We start from the raw sequence: 19,521 nt of genomic DNA, 5'->3' as shown, positions 1-19,521 counted from the left end.
GCCTGCGTGCGTCGCGGCTGGCCCCGCTGCTGGTGCTGCTGCTGGCGGCCTGCGCCACCACCACCTCGCCGACCGGGCGCACCCAGTACGTCGGCGCGGTGTCGCAGGCGCAGCTGGATGCCCTGGGCGCCAAAGCCTTCGCCGAGCAGAAGGCCGGCCAGCGGCTGGCGCCGCCGGCGCAGCAGCGCTACGTGGCCTGCGTGACCGATGCGCTGGCGCGCGAACTGCCGCCGCAGTGGCGGCAGGTGCCGTGGGAGACCGCGGTGTTCGTCAACGACGAGCCCAACGCGTTCGCCCTGCCTGGCGGCAAGGTTGGGGTCAACACCGGCATCTTCCGGGTCGCGCGCACCCAGGACGAGCTGGCGGCGGTGCTGGCGCACGAGATCGGGCACGTGATCGCGCGCCACCACGACGAGCGCATCACCCGCCAGCTCGGCGCCGCCGGCGCGGTCCAGCTGCTGGGCGCGCTTGCCGGCGACTACGGCCAGCTCGCCACCCAGGGCGGCTCGCTGCTCGCGCAGACCGGGTTCCTGCTGCCCAACTCGCGCGCGCAGGAGGCCGAGGCCGACGTGGTCGGGCAACGCCTGATGGCGGAGGCGGGCTTCGACCCGCGCGCCGCGGTCGCGCTCTGGCGCAACATAGAGGCGCTCGGCGGCGCGCGCCCGCCGCGCTGGCTGTCCACCCATCCCGATCCCAGCAGCCGCCTGCGCGAGCTGCAGGCGCGCGCGGACGGCCTGCTGCCGGTGTGGGAGCAGGCGCGTCGGCGCGGCCTGGTGCCGCGCTGCGGGTGAACCGCGGTCGCGCTGTCATGCGGCCGAGGTCGCCGTCGCCGCGCCGGTCTGCTAGGGTGCACATCCCCATCCGGGTGCGCGCTGCGCACCCTCGTCCCACCGAGGTCGTCCCATGCACACCCCGCTCCGCCGCCCGCTGACCCTGGCCCTGACCGCCGCGCTCGCCGCGCTGCTCGCCGTCCCCGCCGCGCAGGCGCAGGACGCCGGCAGCATGCGCGAGCAGCGCGCCAAGCGCATGGCCGAGCTCGGCAAGGGCAAGGACGCCGGCAAGGCGCAGGAACCGGCGCCGCTGTACCCGAACGCCACGCGCAGCGCGCCCGAGGCGCGCGCCAACCCCAAGCTGGTCAAGCAGCTGCAGGAGCTGCAGCAGCTGTTCGAAGAGCACAAGAACGAGGAGGTGATCGCCAAGGCCGAGGCGATCGCGGCGATGCCCGCCGCCGGCGCCTACGACAAGAGCTATGCCTATTCGGTGGCCGGCAACGCCGCCGCCGACCTCGACCAGCCCGACCGCGCCGCCGAGTTCTTCCGCAAGGCGGTCGACGCCAACGGGCTGGACAACAACAGCCACTTCGCGGTCATGTACAACCTGGTGGTGCTGCAGTACAGCGGGCAGAAGTACGCCGATGCGCTGGCCACCCTCGACCGCTTCCTGGCCGAGACCAAGTCGGACAAGCCCGAGCACCAGAGCCTGCGCGCCAGCATCCTCGCCAACCTCGGCCGCAACGACGAGGCGCTGGCGATCTACAAGGCGCTGCTGGCGAAGAACCCGGACGACAAGCGCATGCTGATGAACGCGGTCGCCACCCTGCAGGCCGCGGACAAGTTCGACGAGGCCAACACACTGCTCGAGCAGGGCTACAAGCGCGGCATGCTGACCGAGCCGCGCGAGCTGCGCGTGCTCTACACCGGCTACATGAACACCCAGCGCTGGGACGACGCGCGCCGGGTGATGGAGGAGGGCCAGGCCAAGGGCATCCTGCAGCCGGGCCCGGAGCTGGCGCGCGACTACATGGTGCTGGCGCAGAACGCCTACATGGACGACAAGCTGCCGCTGGCGATCGAGCTGTACGGCAAGGCGGCGCCGATGGCGGCCGACGGCGAGGCCTGGCTCAACCAGGCCAAGGTGCTGGTGATGGCCGGGCGCAAGGCGGAGGCCAAGGTGGCCGCGCAGAAGGCGCTGGACAAGGGCGTGAAGAAGCCCGAGGAGGCCAAGCGCATCCTCGCCACCAAGTGAGGCGGCGCGCCGGCGCGCCGCCCGCCGCGCGCCGGTGGTTGGAACCCTCGCGCGGGATTGTATAAACTAGGTGGTTCCTGCGGCCGGGCTGGCCGCGTTGCAAGATCCCGCCGCGGTGCGCGCGGGTCCCCCACACCAGAGCCGTGCGCATGACGCAAGATCTCGATCTCGCCCACACCGAGACCTCCGAAGAACGCGAACGCGAGACCGGCCTGAGCTGGCCGCGGATCGCCGGCATCAGCTTCGCGCTTGCCCTGCACGCGGCCGCCCTGCTGCTGCTGCTGGCGCCGATCGCGCCGCCGGCGCCGGAGCAGGAGAAGGAGGACGTGGTCAGCGTCACCTTCATCGAACCGCCGCCGCCGCCGCCCCCGCCGCCGCCGCCGCCGCCGGAGCCGCCCAAGCAGATCACCCCGCCCAAGACCCTGGCGCCGCCGCGCCCGACGCCGGTGCCGCCGCCGCCGGAGCAGCCCCCGGTGGTGCTGTCCGAATCCCGTCCGGTCGACGTCGCCGCGCCGCCGCCGGCGCCGCCCGCGCCGCCGGCCGCGGTCGCCGACATCGGTTCCAGCGTCGACCCGTCCTCGCGCGCGATGAACCCGCCCAAGTACCCGCCGGAGGAGATGCGCCGCGGGATCGAGGGCACCACCGTGCTGATCGTCAGCATCGACGCCAGCGGCAACGTGCTGGACGTCGAGGTCGAGAAGTCCAGCGGCAACCGCAACCTCGACCGCGCCGCGGTCCAGGCCGCGCGGCGCTGGCGCTTCAACCCCGAAGTCAAGAACGGCCAGAAGGTCGCCAGCCGCGTGCGCGTGCCGGTGGACTTCAAGATCCAGTGACGGTTTCTTCCCCGCGTTCCACCCGCTCCACCCTCGCCAACGTTCCTTTCTTCCACTCCATCCACGACATCCAAAGGTAAGCGTATGTTGCAAGAAACGACTGCTGCCGCACCTGCCGCCGCCGGAGGCAACAACGCCGCCGCGCTGCAGCAGATGGGCTTCGACCATCTGATCCAGAACTTCGACGTGGTCGGCTGGGCCGTCTTCATCACCCTGTCGGTGATGTCGGTGATGTCCTGGTACTGGATCATCGTCAACTTCATCAAGAACACGCGCCTGCGCGGCCGCGCCGACAAGGTGATCAGCACCTTCTGGGAGACCCCGAATGCCCAGGACGCGATCCGCTTCATGGAGGAGCAGCCGGCCTCCGAGCCGTTCTCCAAGATCGCGCTGGACGCCGCCCAGGCGGCCGCCCACCACGCGCGCCAGGACGGCTCGCGCCTGGCCGAGTCGCTGAACCGCTCCGAGTTCGTCGACCGCGCCCTGCGCCAGGCGGTGACCCGCGAGTCCTCGCGCCTGGAGAACGGCCTGACCGTGCTGGCGACCACCGGTTCGACCGCGCCGTTCGTCGGCCTGCTCGGCACCGTGTGGGGCATCTACCACGCGCTGATCAAGATCGGCTCCTCGGGCGACGCGTCGATCTCCGCGGTCGCCGGCCCGGTGGGCGAGGCGCTGATCATGACCGCGATCGGCCTGTTCGTGGCGATCCCGGCGGTGCTGGCGTACAACTTCTTCGTGCGCATCAACCGGGTGACCAACAACCAGTTCGACGCCTTCGCGCACGACCTGCACGACTTCTTCGCCACCGGCTCGCGCGTCGGCGAAGTCGCCGGCAAGCGCTGATCGGCGCACAGCAGACGGAGCACCGCCATGGCCTTCAGTTCCGGTAACAGCAGCGGCGGCCCGATGGCCGAGATCAACGTCACGCCCCTGGTGGACGTGATGCTGGTGCTGCTGATCATCTTCATGATCACCACCCCGCTGATGAACCACAAGGTCAAGGTGCAGCTGCCGGAGGCCAACGTCGAGAAGAAGGAAGAGAAGAAGCAGCAGGCCACGCCGATCACGATCTCGATCACCGAGGACGGCCAGCTGTTCCTCAACGACGAGCCTTCCACCAAGGCGGCGATCGAAAGCCGCCTGTCGGTGGAGGCGCAGAAGACCCCGCAGCCGCCGGTGCAAATCCGCGCCGACAAGACCACGGCCTACAGGATCGTCAACGACATCGTGAAGGTCGCCCAGCAACAGGGCATCGCCAAGGTCGGCTTCATCACCACGCCGCCCAAGAAGGGCCAGCCGTAAGGAGTCCCCGCCATGGCATTTTCGAGCAATACCAGCGGCGCGATGGCCGACATCAACGTCACGCCCCTGGTGGACGTGATGCTGGTGCTGCTGATCATCTTCATGGTGACCATGCCGATCCAGTCGGTGCCGGTCGACGTCGATTTGCCGCAGAAGACCGAGAAGCCGCCGGAGAACCCGAAGGAACCGCCGGAGCCGATCCGCCTGCGGATCGACGCCAGCGGCCAGGTCTACTGGAACGACAGCCCGACCGCGATCAACATGCTGGAGAAGATGATGCGCGACGAGGTCGCGCGCGACCCGACCAACCAGCCCGAGCTGCAGATCGACACCAACGACGACGCGCAGTACGGGGTGCTGGCCAAGGTGCTGGCCGCGGCCAAGAACGCCGACATGCAGAAGATCGGCTTCGTGCAGAACAACAATTGACAGCCCGGCTCCGCTGAGCGAGCCCGTCGTGGATGACGCAACGCCGCCCGCCCGGGCGGCGTTTTTTCATGCCGCCGCGGCGAGCAGGGCGAGGTAGGCGCGCACCGTCGGCACCAGGCCCGCATACAGCGCCTCGCCGATCAGGGCGTGCCCGATCGAGACCTCCAGCACGCCGGGCACCGCGGCCAGGAAAGGCGCGAGGTTGGCCTGGTCGAGGTCGTGCCCGGCATTCACCCCGAGCCCGGCGGCCTGCGCCAGGCGCGCGGTGGCGGCGGCGGCAGCCAGCGCGGGGGCGGGGTCGCCGCTGGCGAAGGCCTTGGCGTACGGCCCGGTGTACAGCTCGACGCGGTCGGCGCCGCAGGCGGCGGCCTGCGCGACCTCGGGGTTGCCGACGTCGACGAACACGCTGACCCGGCAGCCCAATGCCTTGAACGCGGCGATCTGCGGGCGCAGCGCGGCGCCGTCGCGGGCGAAGTCGAAGCCGTGGTCGGAGGTCAGCTGGCCGTCCGCGTCCGGGACCAGGGTGACCTGGGTCGGGCGCGCCGCCTCGCACAGCGCCAGCAGGCCGGGATAGCCGGGGCGCGGCGGCGCGAACGGATTGCCCTCGATGTTGTATTCCGTGCCGCGCGCGCGGCAGAGCGCGGCCAGCGCGTGCACGTCGTCGGCGCGGATGTGGCGCGCGTCCGGGCGCGGGTGCACGGTCAGCCCGTGCGCACCGGCGTCGAGGCACGCAGTGCCGGCGCGCACCACGTCCGGTTCGCGGCCGCCGCGCGCATTGCGCAGCAGCGCGACCTTGTTGAGGTTGACGCTGAGCCGGCAGCTCACGGCGCGGAGGGCGGTTCGTCCAGCTTGTCCAGCCGCCGCCCGGCGGCCTTGAGCGCCTCCGCCTGCTCGCGCAGGCGGCGCAGCTCGGCCGGGTCGATCATGCTCGCCGGGTCGCGCTCGCGCCCGGCCATGCGGCTGGCGTACAGGGCCATCGCCCACAGCACGAACAGCACCAGCGCCAGCAACAGGGCGACCACCATCAGCGCGACCGAGGTGGTCTTGAAGGCGAACAGCATGGCCAGCGCGGCCAAGAGCAGGTAAAGCCAGTGCATGCGCAGCACCCCCGGGGCGTCCGCCGGCAGTGTACGCCCGCGGCGCGCGCGGCGCAGCTCACAGCAGCGGCGAGAGCAGGCGGGCGAAGGCCTCGGGCAGGCGCGCCGTCAACAGCGGGCGCGCGCGCTCGCGGTGCACGCGCGGCGCATGCGCAAGCTCCCCCTCCAGCAGCCGCGCCAGCGCCGCGGCATGCCCGCGGTCGTGGAAGGCCAGGCCCAGCTCGAAGTTGAGGCGGAAGCTGCGGTGGTCGAAGTTGGCGCTGCCGACCAGCGCGAAGTCGTCGTCCACCAGCAGGGCCTTGGTGTGCAGCATGCGCGGGCCGTACTCGTGGATCTTGACCCCGGCCTCGAGCAGGGTGTCGTAGTAGGAGCGCGCGGCCAGCGTGACCAGCCGGCTGTCGCACTGGCGCGGCAGCAGCAGGCGCACGTCGATCCCGCCGAGCGCGGCGGAGGTCAGCGCCATCAGCGCCGCCTCGCCGGGCACGAAGTACGGGGTGGCCAGCCACGCGCGGCGCTGGGCGGCGTGGATCGCCGCCACCTGCAGGCGGTGGATCGGCTCCCACGGCGCGTCCGGGCCGGCGGTGACCACCTGCACCGCGATCGCGCCCGGCGCCGCCGGCGGGGTCTGGCGCGCGACTTCGGCGAGGAAGTCGCGCTGGCCGCTGGCATAGGCCCAGTCCTCCACGAACACCCGCTGCAGCGCGCGCACCACCTCGCCCTCGACCCGCACGTGCAGGTCGCGGTAGGCATCCGCGCGCAGGGCGTCGTTCTCCTCGTCGGTGATGTTGATGCCGCCGGTGAAGCCGACCGCGCCGTCCACCACCACCAGCTTGCGGTGGGTGCGCAGGTTGATCCAGGTGCGCTCCCAGATGCGGCCGAAGCGGAGCGGGTGGAACCAGGCCAGCTCGCCGCCGGCGGCGAGCAGCGGGGCGAAGAACCGGCGCGGGGTGGCGCTGCTGCCGACCGCGTCCAGCAGCAGCCGCACCTTGACCCCGGCGCGCGCGCGTTCGACCAGGGCGTCGCGCAGCAGCGCACCGCTACGGTCGGGCTGGAAGATGTAGTACTCCAAGTGCACGTGCTGGCGCGCCTGCGCGATCGCCTCCAGCAGCGCGGCATAGGTCGCGCTGCCGTCGACGAGCCAGTCGGCGCGGGTGGCGGTGGTCGGCGGCAGCCCGGTGGTGGCCTCGGCCAGGCGCGCCAGTTCCAGCGTGTCCGGGTCGCCGGCCGGCAGCCGCCCCGGCAGGTCGGCGCGCACCCGCGCGCGGCGCAGCCGGTAGCGCTGCAGCCGGCGCGGCCCGAATACGAGGTAGATCACCAGGCCCAGGTAGGGCAGGGCGGCCAGGCCCAGCAGCCAGCTCAGGGTCGCGACCGGTTCGCGCTTCTGCAGCACGATCCACACCCCCAGCCCGACCAGGTAGGCCAGCCAGGCCAGGGTCAGGTAGAGCCGCAGGTGCGGGACCGCGGCGAGCGCCGTCCACAGGCTGAGCAGGACGTCGGGCATCGGTGAGGGCCGTCGCGGCGGGTGCGACAGGCACAGGGTAGGCTGCCGCGATGGCAATGGCACGTGACGGTGGCACCGGCAGCGAACACCCGCCCGCCCCCCTGCGCGGGCGCGGCGCTGCGAGCGCCCCGCCCGGGCGCTTCGCCCGCACCCGGATCGAGGCGGAGGACGATGGCTGGGACCCGGCCCTGGACGAGGGCGCGCCGCCGCCCGCGCCGGCGACGCAGGTCCGCGTCGAGCGCGCGCGCCGGGTGATCAGCCGCAATGCGTCGCCCGACCTCGGGCTGCGCCAGTCGGTCAACCCCTACCGCGGCTGCGAGCACGGCTGCGCCTACTGCTTCGCGCGGCCGTCCCACGCCTACCTCGACCTGTCGCCGGGGCTGGACTTCGAGACCCGCCTGTTCGCCAAGACCAATGCCGCCGAGGTGCTGCGCGCCGAGCTGGCCCGGCCCGGCTACCTGCCGGCGCCGATCGCGCTGGGGATCAACACCGACGGCTGGCAGCCGATCGAGCGCCGCCACGGGATCAGCCGCGCCTGCCTGGAGGTGCTGCTGGCGGCGCGCCATCCGGTGAGCATCGTCACCAAGGGCAGCGCGCTGCGGCGCGACCTGGACCTGCTGGCGGCGCTGGCGCGCGAGGGCCTGGTACAGGTGCACGTGTCGGTCACCACCCTCGACAACGGCTTGGCGGCGCGGCTGGAACCGCGCGCCGCGGCCCCGCATGCGCGCCTGCGGCTGATCGCCGCGCTGCGCGCGGCCGGGGTGCCGGTGGGCGTGCTGGTGGCGCCGGTGATCCCGGCGTTGACCGATGCCGAGCTCGAACGCATCCTCGCCGCGGCGCGCGCGGCTGGCGCGCAGGCCGCCGGCTACGTGCTGCTGCGCCTGCCGCACGAGCTGAAGGATCTGTGGCGGCAGTGGCTGCAGCGGCACGCACCCGAGCGCGCGGCGCGGGTGATGGGCCTGCTGCGGCAGATGCACGGCGGGCGCGACTACGACGCCCGCTTCGGCCATCGCCAGCGCGGCAGCGGGCCGCTGGCGGACCTGCTCGCCGCGCGCTTCGCCAAGACCTGCCGGCGCCTGGGCTACGGCGCGCTGCCGCCGCTGCGCTCCGATCTGTTCGCGCCGCCGCGGCCGGCATCGCCGCAGGGCACGCTGTTCTAGGGCCGCGCGCTCATCCGAACGCCGGCAGCAGCGGGCCGCCCAGCCACAGCCAGCGCGCCATCCACGCGCTGACGAAGCCGATCACCACGGTCAGCGGCAGCCCCACGCGCAGGAAATCCCCGAAGCGGTACTGGCCGGGCCCGAGGATCAGCAGGTTGCCGTGGTGCCCGATCGGGGTCAGGAATGCGACCACCGCACCGAGCGCGGTGCACACCACGAACGGGGTCGGCGGCAGGTCCAGCACCTGCGCCAGCGCGATCGCCACCGGTCCGAGCAGGGCCACCGTGGCCGAATCCGACATCGGCTGGGTCAGCAGCGCGGCGGCGGTGAACATCACCAGCAGCACCGCCAGCGGCGGCCAGTGCGCGACCAGCTGCGCCAGCCCGGTCGCCAGCAGGTCGGCGGTGCCGGTCTGCTCCATCGCGATCCCGAGCGGGATCACCCCGGCGATCATCACGAAGATGCGCACGTCGATCGCGCGGTAGGCCTGCTTCACGTCGATGCAGCCGGTGGCCACCATCGCCACCGCGCCGAGCAGGAACGCCAGCGGCGGCGGCAGCCATTCGGTCGCGGCGGCGAGCACGGTCGCGGCGAGGATGGCCAGCGCCAGCGGCGCGCGCAGGCGGCGCTTGGCCTCGCCGGTGAACGGCGCCAGCAGCAGGAAGCCGTGGTGGGTCGCCAGCTCCGCGAAGCGCGAAGGCCGTCCCCACAGCACCAACAGATCGCCCTCCTGCAGGCGCGCGTCCGACAGGCGCCCGCCCATCGGCCCGCTGCGCCGCCACAGCCCGACCACGATCGCGTGGAACTGGCGCGCGAAGTCCAACTCGCGGATGCTGCGGCCGATGAACTCCGAACCCGGCGCGACCACCGTCTGCACCAGCTGCGGGTGGCCCTCGCCGCTGAGCTGCTCGCCGAAGCGGGCGATCGCGTTGAGGTCGAGCCCCGGGTCCTCGTGCAGCGACATCAACTCGTCGGCGCCGGCCTCGATCAGCAGCACGTCGTTGCCGAGCAGCGGGCTGGCCGCGGTCAGGTCGGTGCGCGGCACCCCGTCGCGCAGCCAGCCCAGTACCTGTACCGAGGGCCCGATCGCCTTCTGCATCTCGGCCAGGGTGCGGGTGCACCACTGCCCGCCCGGGATCACCACCAGCTCGGTGCGGAAGCGGCCCAGGCGCAGGTAGTCGTCCTCGCCGCGCTCGCCGCTGCGCTTGGGCAGCAACCAGCGCGCGACCAGCATGTAGCCAGTGCCGACCACCACCAGCGCCAGCCCGATCGGAGTGATCGCGAAGATTCCCAGGCCCTCGGCGCCGGCGCGCTGCAGCTGGTCGTTGGCGAGCAGGAACGCGGGTGCGCTGACCAGGGTCAGGGTGGTGCCGAGCGAGGCCGCCAGCGACATCGGCATCAGCAGACGCGAGGCCGGCAGGTGGTGGTCGCGCGCATGCTTGAGCAGCAGCGGCAGCATCATCGCGGTGACCATCACGTGGTGGGTGAACGAGGCCAGCAGCGCGACCAGCGGCATCACCACCGCGATCGTGCGCCACTCGGTGCGGCCGCCGGCGCGCCCGATCCACACGCCGATGTGCTCGGTCACTCCGGTCGCCGCCAGCGCGCCGGAGATCACGAACACCGAGGCGACGATGATCGCCGGCTCGCTGGCGAAGCCGGACAGTGCCTGCTTTTCGTCGAGGATGCCGGTCAGCACCAGCGCCAGCAGGATCAGCATCGCGGTGACGTCGATCCGCAGCTTCTCGCTGATGAACAGGTACAGCCCGCCGGCCAGGATCAGGGCGAAGGCGAGCTGCGACCACAGCAGGGGATGGGCGGCGAGCATGCCCGCCATTGTGGCATCGCCCGCCACGGCCATCTGCACAAGGGGTTTACGCCCGCGGCCTAGACTGCGGGCATGTCCGATCCCGCCCCGCTGCCGCCTGCCCCCGGCGACCCCGTGCTCGGGCCGGAGGCGCTGGCGTCCGCGCTGGCGCACGACCTGCGCGCGCCGCTGCGCGCGATCGACGGCTTCGCACGCCAGATCGAACGCGCGCCGGACGGCCCCGACACCGCCGCGCACGCGGCCCGGATCCGCGCTGCCGCCGCGCGCATGGAGCGGCTGGTCGAGAAGCTGGTGGCGCTGCTGCGGATCGAGCAGCGCGCGCTGCGCCCGCAGCCGCTGGACCTGCCGCTGCTGGCGGAATGGACCGCGGCCGAGCTGCAGGACCTGACGCCGGGGCCGGCGCTGGAGCTGCATCTAGAGGCCGACGTGCCGCTGACCGGCGACGAGACCCTGGTGCGGCGCATCCTCGCCGAGCTGCTGGCCAATGCCCGCCAGTTCGCACAGCCGGCGCAGCCGGCGCGGGTCGAGCTGCACGCCCGCCGCGAGGACGGTGCGGTCGCGCTCGACCTGCGCGACCACGGCATCGGCTTCGAGGCGGCCGACGCCGTGCGCCTGTTCGTGCCGTTCCAGCGCCTGCACGGCCACGAGCAGGGGGCCGGCGACGGCCTCGGGCTGGCGATCGTGCGCGCCGCCGCGCGCCGCCACGGCGGCGAGGCCTGGGCGGAGGCGGGGGCTGGCGGCGGCGCCTGCTTCCATGTGACAGTGCGCGACCTCGCCCCGGACCCCGCCCCCGCCGACGCCGGTGGCCCCGACTCGCCCGTATGGGCGACGGCGCGCGACCTCGCCCCGGACCCCGCCCCCGCCGACGCCCCATGACCCACAGCCGCGACATCCTGCTGGTCGAGGACAACCCCGACGACGTTGAGCTGACCCGGATCGCGTTCGCCGAGGCCGGCAGCGACCACCGCCTGCAGGTGGTCACCGACGGCGCGCAGGCGCTGGACTACCTGTTCGCCCAGGGGGCCTTCGCCGGGCGCGACCCGGCCGACCTGCCGGCGGTGGTGCTGCTCGACCTCAACCTGCCCAAGCGCAACGGGCGCGAGGTGCTGCAGGCGATCCGCGCGAACCCGGCCACCCGCAGCCTGCCGGTGGTGGTGCTGACCACCAGCGCCGAGCCGGTGGACGTGGACGTGGTCTACGAGCTGGGCGCCAACAGCTACATCCAGAAGCCGGTCGAGTTCGAGCGCTTCGTCGAGGTGGTGCGCCAGATCGGGCTGTACTGGCTGGTGCTCAACCAGCCGCCGTGCCGGGGCTGAGCGCGGCGGCGGCATCGGCAGCGCGGTGGTAGGCCACCGCGGTCTCCACCTCGATCCGCGAGCCCAGGAACACCGGCACCCGCTGGTGCAGCGCCTGCGGTGCCAAGTCCAGCAGCGGCGCGCGCCCGGTGCTGGCGGCGCCGCCGGCCTGCTCGACCAGCAGCGCCATCGGGTTGGCCTCGTACAGCAGGCGCAGCTTGCCGCCCTGGGCCGCGCACTTGCGGTCGAGCGGATAGGCGAACAGGCCGCCGCGGGTGAGGATGCGGTGCACGTCGGCGACCATGCTGGCCACCCAGCGCAGGTTGAAGTCCTTGCCGCGTGGGCCGTCCTTGCCGGCCAGCAGGTCGGCCACGTAGGCCTGCATCGGCGCCTCCCAGTGGCGCTGGTTGGACAGGTTGACCGCGAACTCGGCGGTCTCCTCCGGGATGCGCATGCCGCGGGTGGTGAGCACGAAGCTGCCGACCTCGCGGTCGAGGGTGAAGGCGTGGGTGCCGTGGCCGACGCTGAGCACCAGCTGGGTGCTCGGCCCGTACACGCAGTAGCCGGCGGCGACCTGGGCGCGGCCGGGTTGCAGGAAGTGCGCGGCCTGCGGCTGGGTCACCCCGTCCGGGCAGCGCAGCACCGAGAAGATGGTGCCGACCGAGACGTTGACGTCGATGTTGGACGAGCCGTCCAGCGGGTCGAAGACCAGCAGGTAGTTGCCGCGCGGGTACACGTCCGGGATCGGGTGCGGCAGCTCCATCTCCTCGGAGGCCAGGCCCGCCAGGTGCCCGCCCCAGGCGTTGGCCTCGAGCAGGATTTCGTTGCTGAGCACGTCCAGCTTCTTCTGCGCCTCGCCCTGCACGTTGAGGCGGGTCTCGCCGGGCGCGCCGGCCTCGCCGAGCACGCCGCCGAGCGCGCCCTTGCCGATCGCGATCGCGATCCGCTTGCAGGCGCGTGCCACCACCTCCACCAGCAGGCGCAGGTCGGCGTTGACGTGCCCGGCGCGCTGCTCCTCGATCAGGAACCGGGTCAGGGAGATGTGGCCGTCGTCGGACATCGCGGGCGCTCGCACGGGCGGAAGGCGGGCGCCATTGTCAGGGATCGCCGCCGCCGGCGGAACCGCCTCAGACGTCGCCGTCGGCGGCCCAGCCCTCGCCGCTGCCGCGCTGCAGGACGCGGTCGCCCGGCAGCACCGCGCCGGCCGCGATCGCCGGCTGCGCCGCCAGCCGCGCGTAGATCGGGGTGAAGTCCGGGCCCGTCGCGTCCATCAGCTGGGCGAAGCTGTCGATCACGAAGTAGGTTTTCTGGTAGGTGTCGATCCGGTAGCGGGTGCGCATGATCCGCTCCAGGTCGAAGCCGATCCGGTTCGGCGCCGGGCTGTCCAGGCAGTACAGCGACTCGCCCTTGCTGGAGACGATCCCGCTGCCGTAGATGCGCAGCCCGTCGTGCTGGCGGATCAGCCCGAACTCGACCGTGTACCAGTACAGCCGGGTCAGCTGCTGCAGCGCCTCCGGGCCGATCGCGTGCGCCTTCAGCCCGCCGCGGCCGTAGGCCTGCATGTAGTCGGCGAATAGCGGGTTCATCAGCAGCGGCACGTGCCCGAACAGGTCGTGGAACAGGTCCGGTTCCTCGATATAGTCGACCTGGTCCGGGCGCCGGATCCACCAGGTCACCGGGAAGCGGCGGCGCGCGAGGTGGTCGAAGAAGTCCAGCTCCGGCAGCAGCCCTTCGACGCCGATCAGGGTCCAGCCGGTCGCGCGCTCGAGCACGCGGTTGATGTCGGCGAACTTCGGGATGCGGTCCGGGGTCATCCCCATCGCGTCCTGCGCCTGCAGGAACTCGTCGCAGGCACGCCCCACCAGCAGCGCGCGCTGGCGTTCGTACAGCTGCCGCCAGACGCCATGGTCGGCGGGGCGGTAGTCGTCCCACGGCTGTTCGACCACGCCGGTGGCATACACCGGCACCTTGCCCTTGTCGGTGTGCAGGTTCTCGACCCGGCGCGGCGTGCTGTTCATGGGGCCAAGTCTACGCCGATGCGGCATGCCCGGCGGCCTCAGCCGCGCAGCGCCGGTTCCAGTTCCAGCAGGGCGCGGTCGCGCCCGATCGCGGCCGCCGCCAGCAGGGTGTCGCCCCGGAAATAGCGCACCAGGCAGTCGTCCGCGGCCGGATCGCCGTCCACCTCGACCCGGTCGAACCCGCGGCCGAGCCCGAGGTAGCGCAGGTCGGTGCCGTAGTGGTGGGTCCAGAAGAACGGCGGATCGGTGAAGGCCTGGCCGGCGCCGAGCAGGTTGGCGGCGGCGACCTGGCCCTGGCGCTGCGCGTGCACCCAGTGCTCGACCCGCGCCGGTTGCCCGCGGTAGGGGAAGCGCGCGGCGTCGCCGGCGGCGTAGATGCCGGGAACCGAGGTCTGCAGGGTGGCGTCGACCACGATGCCGTCCTCCACCGCCAGCCCGGCGGCGCGCGCGAGGGCGAGATCCGGCTTGACCCCGACCCCGAGCAGCAGCGCGTCGCAGTCCAGCCGGCTGCCGTCGTCCAGCACCAGCGCGCCGCCGTCGAACGCCTGCGGCTTGCGTCCCAGATGGAACGCCACCCCGTGTTCGCGGTGCCGGCGCAGCAGGTCCCGGGCCAGCACCTCGCCGAGCACGCCGCCCAGCGGCAGCGGCTCCGGCGCGACCACCTCCACCGCGAGCCCGCGGGCACGCAGCGCGGCCGCGGCTTCCAGCCCGATGAAGCCGGCGCCGACCAGCACCACCCGGCGCGCGTGCGCGATCCGCGCCAGCAGGGCATCGGCATCGGCCAGGCTGCGCAGCACGCACACGTTGGCGGCGTCGAAGCCGGGCAGCGGCAGCCGGTTCGGGACCGCGCCCGGCGCCAGCAGCAGGCGCTCGTAGCCGAACTTGTCCCCATGCGCGTCGGTCAGCTGCCGCCAGTGCTGGTCCAGTGCGGTGATCGCGCGGCCCAGGTGCAGGCGGATGCCCTGCTCGGCGTAGAAGTCCGGGCCCTGCAGCGGGATCCACTCGGCCGGCGCGGTGCCGGCCAGGTAGTCCTTGGACAGGTTGGGGCGGTCGTAGGGCGGCTCCGGGTCGGCGCCGAACAGGTCGATCGCGCCGGCATAGCCGAGCGCGCGCAGCTGCACCGCGGCGGCGTAGCCGGCGGCGCCGGCGCCGACGATCGCGATCCGCTCCGGGTCTTCGCGCCCGCGCCGCGCGCGCGGGCGGGGATGGGCGTCGTCGTCGCGGCCGCGCACGTAGGCCAGCCCGTCGCGCTCCTCGACCTGCCAGCACGGCAGGTCGGCGAACGCCGGGGCCTTGAGCGCGGCGCCGTCGCGCAGGCGGAAGCAGGCGTGGTGCCACGGGCAGTGGATGACATCGCCGCGGCGCAGGCCCTCCGCCAGCGGCGCCCCGTAGTGGCTGCAGCGGCCGGAGACCGCGTGCATGCGGCCGTCGACCCAGGCCAACAGCACCGGCTCGCCGTCGACCTGGCCGGCGAACACGCCCTCCGGCGGGATGTCGGCCAGCGGTACGCCCTGGCGCAGGTCGGGACCGCTGGCGGGGGTGGCATCGCCCATGGGTATGGCTCCGCGGCAGGGTGGCCGCGACTGTGCCCGCCGCCGCCTGTGGCCGGCGTGAAGGCAGCTCAGCCGCCGCGGCAGTCCGGATCGCGCCGCAGCCGGTCCAGCCAGCCGCTCTGGCGCGCGCAGCGGGCCTGGCGCTCGGCCTCGCGCTGCTGCGCGGCGCGCGCCTCGGCCTGTGCGCGCGCCTGCGCCAGCCGCTGCGCCTGCAGCGCGGCGATCTTGGCGCGGATCTGCGGCAGCGCCGCCTGGGCGGCGCGTTCGCCCTCGAGGATGGCGCGCTGGCGCTGGGCGAAATCGGCCGGGCCGATGTCGTTCACCGCCGGGCGGATCACCACGTCGGCGCGCGCCAGCTCCTGCGCGGCCAGGCGCGCGCCCATGATCTTCAGGCTCTGGCCGAGGTTGCCGAGCATGCTGTCCGGGCTGGCCTTGCCGTTGGCCTTGCTGGAGATGTCCACCGCGATCACCAGGTCGGCGCCCAGCGCGCGCGCGGCGTCCACCGGCACCGGGCTGACCACCCCGCCGTCGACGTAATGCGACTTGTCGATCGGCACCGCCTCGAACACCCCGGGGATGGCGCTGGAGGCGCGCACCGCCTGCCCGGTGTTGCCGCGCACGAACACGGTGCGCTCACCGTCCTCGAGCCGGGTCGCCACCGCCGCGAACGGCTTGGCCAGGCGCTCGATCGGGCGCCCGCCGACCTCGCGGTTGACGTAGTCCTGCAGCTTCTGGCCCTTCACCAGCCCGCCGCCGAACAGGCTGACGTCGCGGATGCTGGCCTCGTCCAGTGCCACCGCCTTCTCCTGCAGGGCATAGGCATCCATGCCGCCGGCATAGAGCGCGCCGACCACGCTGCCGGCGCTGGTACCGGCCACCACCGCCGGGCGGATGCCGTTGGCCTCCAGCATCTTGATCACCCCGATGTGGGCGAAGCCCTTGGCGGCGCCGCCGCCGAGGGCCAGCCCGACTTTGACCGGCGGCACCGCGACCGCTGGGGCGGCAGGCGGCGTGGCGGCCGCGGGCGGGGCCTTCGGCGTGCTGGCGCAGGCCGCCAGCAACCCGGCCAGCAGGCCGGTCAGCAGGGCCGGGAGCAGCGGCGGCGCGGGGATCGGACGCATGCGGAGGAGGATGGAACCCAAGGACGCGGCAGCTTAGCCCGGCCCACCCGAACCGCCGGCCAACGTGCGCGCGGCACCCGCTGTCATCCCGCGGTGGTGTGCGCGTCATCGTTCTGGAACAATGGCGGCCGGCGCGAGGGGGCCCTTGCGCCGCCTGTCGCGCCCACCCCCGGGGAATCCTGCCATGTCCAAGCCGTCCACCGCGGCGCGCCGCGCGCTGCATCCGCTCGCGCTGGCCTGCGCGCTCGCCCTGCCGCCGCTCGCCCATGCGCAGAGCGCCCCCGCCGCCGAGGACCCGGCCGCGCGCAAGGCGGTCACCCTCGATGCCGTGCAGGTGACCGCCGAGCGCCGGGTCGAGAACATCCAGGACGTGCCGATCGCGATCACCGTGGTCGACGGCGAGACCCTGACCGCCTACGACGCCGCCGGCGAGGACGTGCGCGTGCTGTCGGCGCGGCTGCCGAGCCTGAACATCGAGTCCTCGTTCGGGCGCGCCTTCCCGCGCTTCTACATCCGCGGGCTGGGCAACACCGACTTCGACCTCAACGCCAGCCAGCCGGTGTCGCTGGTGTACGACGACGTCGTGCAGGAGAACCCGATCCTGAAGGGCTTCCCGATGTTCGACATGGCCGCGGTCGAGATGTACCGCGGCCCGCAGGGCACCCTGTTCGGGCGCAACTCGCCGGCCGGCGTGATCCGTTTCAGCTCGGCGCGCCCGGAGCAGACCTTCGGCGGCTACGCGCGGCTCGGCTACGGCACCTACGGCACCGCCAACCTCGAGGGCGCGCTGACCGGCGCGCTGGCGCCGACCCTGTCGGCGCGGGTGTCGCTGCTGCACCAGCGCCGCGACAACTGGATCGACAACCTCTACAACGGCCGCGGCAAGGACCTGGAGGGCTACCGCGAGACCGCCGCCCGCCTGCAGCTGCTGTGGCAGCCTTCGGACACCTTCGAGGCGCTGGCCAACGTGCACGTGCGCAAGCTCGACGGCACCGCGCGGGTGTTCCGCGCCGGTGCGATCGCGCCCGGCGGCAACCGCCTGGCCCCCGGCCTGCGCCGCGACCAGGTCAGCCTGGACGCGGCCAACACCCAGCACCTCGACGGCGACGGCGCCAGCCTGCGCATGCAATGGGACCTCGGGCGGGTGACCGTGCACGCCATCTCCGGCTACGAGCACGTCAAGGTCTACAGCCGCGGCGACATCGACGGCGGCTCGGTGTACGTGTTCCCGCCGCTGCTGCCGGGGCAGGCGCTGTTCCCGGCGGAATCCGCCGACGGCCTGCCGTACCACCGCCAGCTCAGCCAGGAGGTGCGGGTCGAATCCAACGACTGGGGCCGCTTCGACTGGCAGGCCGGCGCGTTCTGGTTCAACGAGCGCATCCGCATCGACAGCTTCTCCTACGACGGCTTCGGCGGCCCGCAGACCGGCTATGCCACCCAGCGCCAGGACAATACCGCGTGGGCGGTGTTCGCCTCCGGCGACTACGACCTGACCGCGGCGCTCAAGCTGCGCGGCGGGTTGCGCTACACCCGCGACAGCAAGGACTTCACCGCGCAGCGGGTGACCGGGCCGTTCGGCCCGCCGATCGCGCCGATCCACGTCAGCCCGCGCGGCAGCAACCTCAGCGGCGACGCCAGCGCGCTGTACCAGCTCAGCCCGGCGACCAACGTCTACCTGCGGGTGGCGACCGGCTTCCGCGCGCCCAGCGTGCAGGGCCGGCTGCTGTTCGCCGACGCCAGCCTGCCGGCCAGCCAACTGGTGACGGTCGCCGACTCGGAGAAGGTGCGCTCGCTCGAACTGGGCCTGAAGAGCCAGCTGTGGGACAACCGCGTGCGCCTGGGCCTGGCCGCGTTCCACTACCAGGTGCGCGACCTGCAGCTGACCGCGGTCGGCGGCGACGCCAACGTCGCCCGCCTGGTCAACGCGCGCCGCGCGCGCGGCCAGGGCCTGGAGCTGGACCTCGAGGCGCAGCTGACCGACGCGCTGTACGTGACCGCCGGCGCCAGCCTCAACGACACCCGCATCCAGGACCCGACCCTGGCGGTGTTCGGCTGCGTGCTCGACCTGTGCGGCGTGCGCGACCCGGCCAACCCGGACCCGGCGCGCCCGGGCACCTTCCTGCTCGACGGCAACCCGCTGCCGCAGGCGCCCAAGTACGTGGCCAACATGACCGCGCGCTACGGCGTGCCGCTCGCCGGCGGCGAGCTGTACGTGCTCACCGACTGGGCCTACAAGAGTTCGGCCAACTTCTTCCTGTACGAGTCGGTGTCGTTCCGCAGCCGGCCGATGGTCGAGGGCGGCCTGCGCGTCGGCTACAGCTGGCAGGACGGCCAGCGCGAGCTGGCGCTGTTCGGGCGCAACATCACCAACACGATGTACGCCACCTCCGGGATCGACTTCAACAACCTGACCGGGATGCTCAACGAGCCGCGTATCTGGGGCGTGCAGCTGAGCGTCAAGTTCTGACCGGCGCGGGGCCCGCGCACACGCGCGGGCGAGCAGCGCGTGTGCGGGGTGTGCTGGCTACCGCGTTTGGCATTCATGCGGGCACGGCATGGAATCGGCCGATCCCATGGCGCCACCGCCACCTTGCGGTGGCGGTGGCGCTTGTGGCCGGGTCAGCGGCAACAGGATCAGAAGCGGGCTTCCAGGCCCAGCGAAAGGGTGTTGGTGCGCAGGCGCAGTGCGCCAACAGACGCCCGGTTGTGGTCGTAATTCAGGCTGACGCCGAAGGTCTTGCTGAAGTCGTAGCCGGCGCCGATGCCATAGTAGGGCCGGTTGGAAGTCTCGCTGTCGTTGCCTTGCGTGGACCGGATCGAGAACTTGCTGCGGGCGATACCGGCGCGCAGCTGCACGAAAAACCCGAGATCGGTTTCGGTGGCGTGCTCCTTGGCGATCATGCCAAGACCGATGGCAGACAGCTTGCCGTCCGCGCGGCCCTGACCGTCCTTGAACAGGGGGCGGTCGTAGAAGTGGCTGTAGCTGGCTTCCGCAGCGAAGTTCGGATTGAACCAGTAGCCGCCGCGCAGGGAATACGCCGTGTCCTTGTCATGCGAGCTGCCGACGTCCTCCAGGATCGCCTTGACCTTGCTCTGGCCGACCTCGGCGCGGACGAACCCATCGCCGGCGGTGGCCGAGGCCGACAGTCCGCACAGCATCAGGGCGGCGGCTGCCATCAGGGACTTCTTCATGTTGTAACTCCTTTTGTGATGGTCGATCCCGCCTGTCCTGGCGGGGCGTGCATCATAGTGATTGCTGCCGCGAGGACCAAGCTCGGCAGGCCGCTCGCGGCACAGATGTGTCAGACCATGCGGAGCGGCCGATTTGCCGTGGGTGCTCTCGACACTGCCAGGCCAGG

Annotated in this window: 19 protein-coding genes; 10 read left to right on the top strand and 9 right to left on the bottom strand. The window is 72.7% G+C overall.

The window, feature by feature from the left end; translation table 11 throughout:
- The first annotated feature begins 2 nt into the window (after window positions 1–2).
- The 6 genes from ML340_RS02595 (at window position 3) to ML340_RS02570 (ending at window position 4,589) form a co-directional block, all read left to right on the top strand.
- Entirely contained in the window at window positions 3–791 is a 789-nt protein-coding gene (locus tag ML340_RS02595) for a M48 family metallopeptidase (RefSeq protein WP_240096696.1), read from the top strand.
- Window positions 792–903: 112 nt separating this feature from the next.
- A complete protein-coding gene (locus ML340_RS02590; RefSeq protein ID WP_240096381.1) occupies window positions 904–2,025 on the top strand; it encodes a tetratricopeptide repeat protein in 1,122 nt (373 codons plus the stop codon).
- 149 nt (window positions 2,026–2,174) lie between these two features.
- Window positions 2,175–2,858 carry an energy transducer TonB gene (locus ML340_RS02585; protein WP_240096379.1) on the top strand — a complete coding sequence of 228 codons (684 nt, stop codon included), beginning with the start codon at window positions 2,175–2,177 and terminating at the stop codon, window positions 2,856–2,858.
- An 84-nt stretch (window positions 2,859–2,942) separates the two neighbouring features.
- Complete coding sequence (locus ML340_RS02580; RefSeq protein ID WP_240096377.1) at window positions 2,943–3,701, top strand: MotA/TolQ/ExbB proton channel family protein; 759 nt, start codon at window positions 2,943–2,945, stop codon at window positions 3,699–3,701.
- 27 nt (window positions 3,702–3,728) lie between these two features.
- Complete coding sequence (locus ML340_RS02575) at window positions 3,729–4,160, top strand: ExbD/TolR family protein (RefSeq protein ID WP_240096375.1); 432 nt, start codon at window positions 3,729–3,731, stop codon at window positions 4,158–4,160.
- Between the two features lie 12 nt (window positions 4,161–4,172).
- Complete coding sequence (locus tag ML340_RS02570) at window positions 4,173–4,589, top strand: ExbD/TolR family protein (protein ID WP_240096373.1); 417 nt, start codon at window positions 4,173–4,175, stop codon at window positions 4,587–4,589.
- Window positions 4,590–4,655: 66 nt separating this feature from the next.
- On the opposite strand, the gene ML340_RS02565 is transcribed toward ML340_RS02570, so the two are convergent.
- From ML340_RS02565 to cls, 3 genes are read right to left on the bottom strand one after another with little or no spacing between them, the layout of a single operon-like run.
- On the bottom strand, window positions 4,656–5,414 hold the full coding sequence (locus ML340_RS02565) for a pyridoxine 5'-phosphate synthase (protein ID WP_240096371.1): 759 nt from the start codon (window positions 5,412–5,414) through the stop codon (window positions 4,656–4,658).
- Entirely contained in the window at window positions 5,411–5,686 is a 276-nt protein-coding gene (locus tag ML340_RS02560) for a hypothetical protein (protein WP_240096369.1), read from the bottom strand. Before ML340_RS02560 ends, ML340_RS02565 begins: the two co-directional genes overlap by 4 nt.
- A 58-nt stretch (window positions 5,687–5,744) precedes the next feature.
- Entirely contained in the window at window positions 5,745–7,187 is a 1,443-nt protein-coding gene (gene cls, locus ML340_RS02555) for a cardiolipin synthase (RefSeq protein WP_240096367.1), read from the bottom strand.
- A gap of 50 nt (window positions 7,188–7,237) precedes the next feature.
- Between cls and ML340_RS02550 the strand changes: the two genes are divergently transcribed.
- Entirely contained in the window at window positions 7,238–8,347 is a 1,110-nt protein-coding gene (locus ML340_RS02550; protein ID WP_240096365.1) for a PA0069 family radical SAM protein, read from the top strand.
- 10 nt (window positions 8,348–8,357) lie between these two features.
- On the opposite strand, the gene ML340_RS02545 is transcribed toward ML340_RS02550, so the two are convergent.
- A complete protein-coding gene (locus ML340_RS02545) occupies window positions 8,358–10,175 on the bottom strand; it encodes an SLC13 family permease (protein ID WP_240096363.1) in 1,818 nt (605 codons plus the stop codon).
- A gap of 72 nt (window positions 10,176–10,247) precedes the next feature.
- Here ML340_RS02545 and ML340_RS02540 point away from each other — a divergent pair, with 72 nt between their 5' ends.
- Together ML340_RS02540 and ML340_RS02535 are read left to right on the top strand one after the other, a co-directional pair.
- Window positions 10,248–11,051 carry a sensor histidine kinase gene (locus ML340_RS02540; protein WP_240096361.1) on the top strand — a complete coding sequence of 268 codons (804 nt, stop codon included), beginning with the start codon at window positions 10,248–10,250 and terminating at the stop codon, window positions 11,049–11,051.
- Window positions 11,048–11,491 (top strand): response regulator, encoded by a 444-nt coding sequence (locus ML340_RS02535; protein WP_240096359.1) that lies wholly within the window; start codon window positions 11,048–11,050, stop codon window positions 11,489–11,491. The genes ML340_RS02540 and ML340_RS02535 overlap by 4 nt, the downstream gene beginning before the upstream one ends.
- Here ML340_RS02535 and ML340_RS02530 read toward each other — a convergent pair.
- The 4 genes from ML340_RS02530 to ML340_RS02515 form a co-directional block, all read right to left on the bottom strand.
- Window positions 11,466–12,530 (bottom strand): class 1 fructose-bisphosphatase, encoded by a 1,065-nt coding sequence (locus ML340_RS02530; RefSeq protein WP_240096358.1) that lies wholly within the window; start codon window positions 12,528–12,530, stop codon window positions 11,466–11,468. The two genes, ML340_RS02535 and ML340_RS02530, sit on opposite strands and share 26 nt — an antisense overlap.
- A 67-nt stretch (window positions 12,531–12,597) precedes the next feature.
- Window positions 12,598–13,488 carry a phenylalanine 4-monooxygenase gene (gene phhA / locus ML340_RS02525; protein WP_240096356.1) on the bottom strand — a complete coding sequence of 297 codons (891 nt, stop codon included), beginning with the start codon at window positions 13,486–13,488 and terminating at the stop codon, window positions 12,598–12,600.
- 38 nt (window positions 13,489–13,526) lie between these two features.
- Window positions 13,527–15,041, bottom strand: a complete 1,515-nt coding sequence (locus ML340_RS02520) for an FAD-dependent oxidoreductase (protein ID WP_240096353.1) — start codon at window positions 15,039–15,041, stop codon at window positions 13,527–13,529.
- A gap of 68 nt (window positions 15,042–15,109) precedes the next feature.
- Window positions 15,110–16,153, bottom strand: coding sequence for a patatin-like phospholipase family protein (locus ML340_RS02515; RefSeq protein ID WP_425608267.1), 1,044 nt, complete (start codon window positions 16,151–16,153; stop codon window positions 15,110–15,112).
- Window positions 16,154–16,346: 193 nt separating this feature from the next.
- Here ML340_RS02515 and ML340_RS02510 point away from each other — a divergent pair, with 193 nt between their 5' ends.
- Entirely contained in the window at window positions 16,347–18,629 is a 2,283-nt protein-coding gene (locus ML340_RS02510) for a TonB-dependent receptor (RefSeq protein ID WP_240096349.1), read from the top strand.
- A 167-nt stretch (window positions 18,630–18,796) separates the two neighbouring features.
- Here ML340_RS02510 and ML340_RS02505 read toward each other — a convergent pair whose 3' ends face one another.
- Window positions 18,797–19,354 carry a porin family protein gene (locus ML340_RS02505; protein ID WP_240096347.1) on the bottom strand — a complete coding sequence of 186 codons (558 nt, stop codon included), beginning with the start codon at window positions 19,352–19,354 and terminating at the stop codon, window positions 18,797–18,799.
- Window positions 19,355–19,521: the final 167 nt, after the last annotated feature.

Origin of the sequence: Thermomonas flagellata (assembly GCF_022419185.1) — a bacterium.
Classification (GTDB): Bacteria; Pseudomonadota; Gammaproteobacteria; order Xanthomonadales; family Xanthomonadaceae; genus Thermomonas; species Thermomonas flagellata.
The sequence above is the reverse complement of the archived record's forward strand: the minus strand, read 5'-3'. Positions and strand labels throughout refer to the sequence as shown.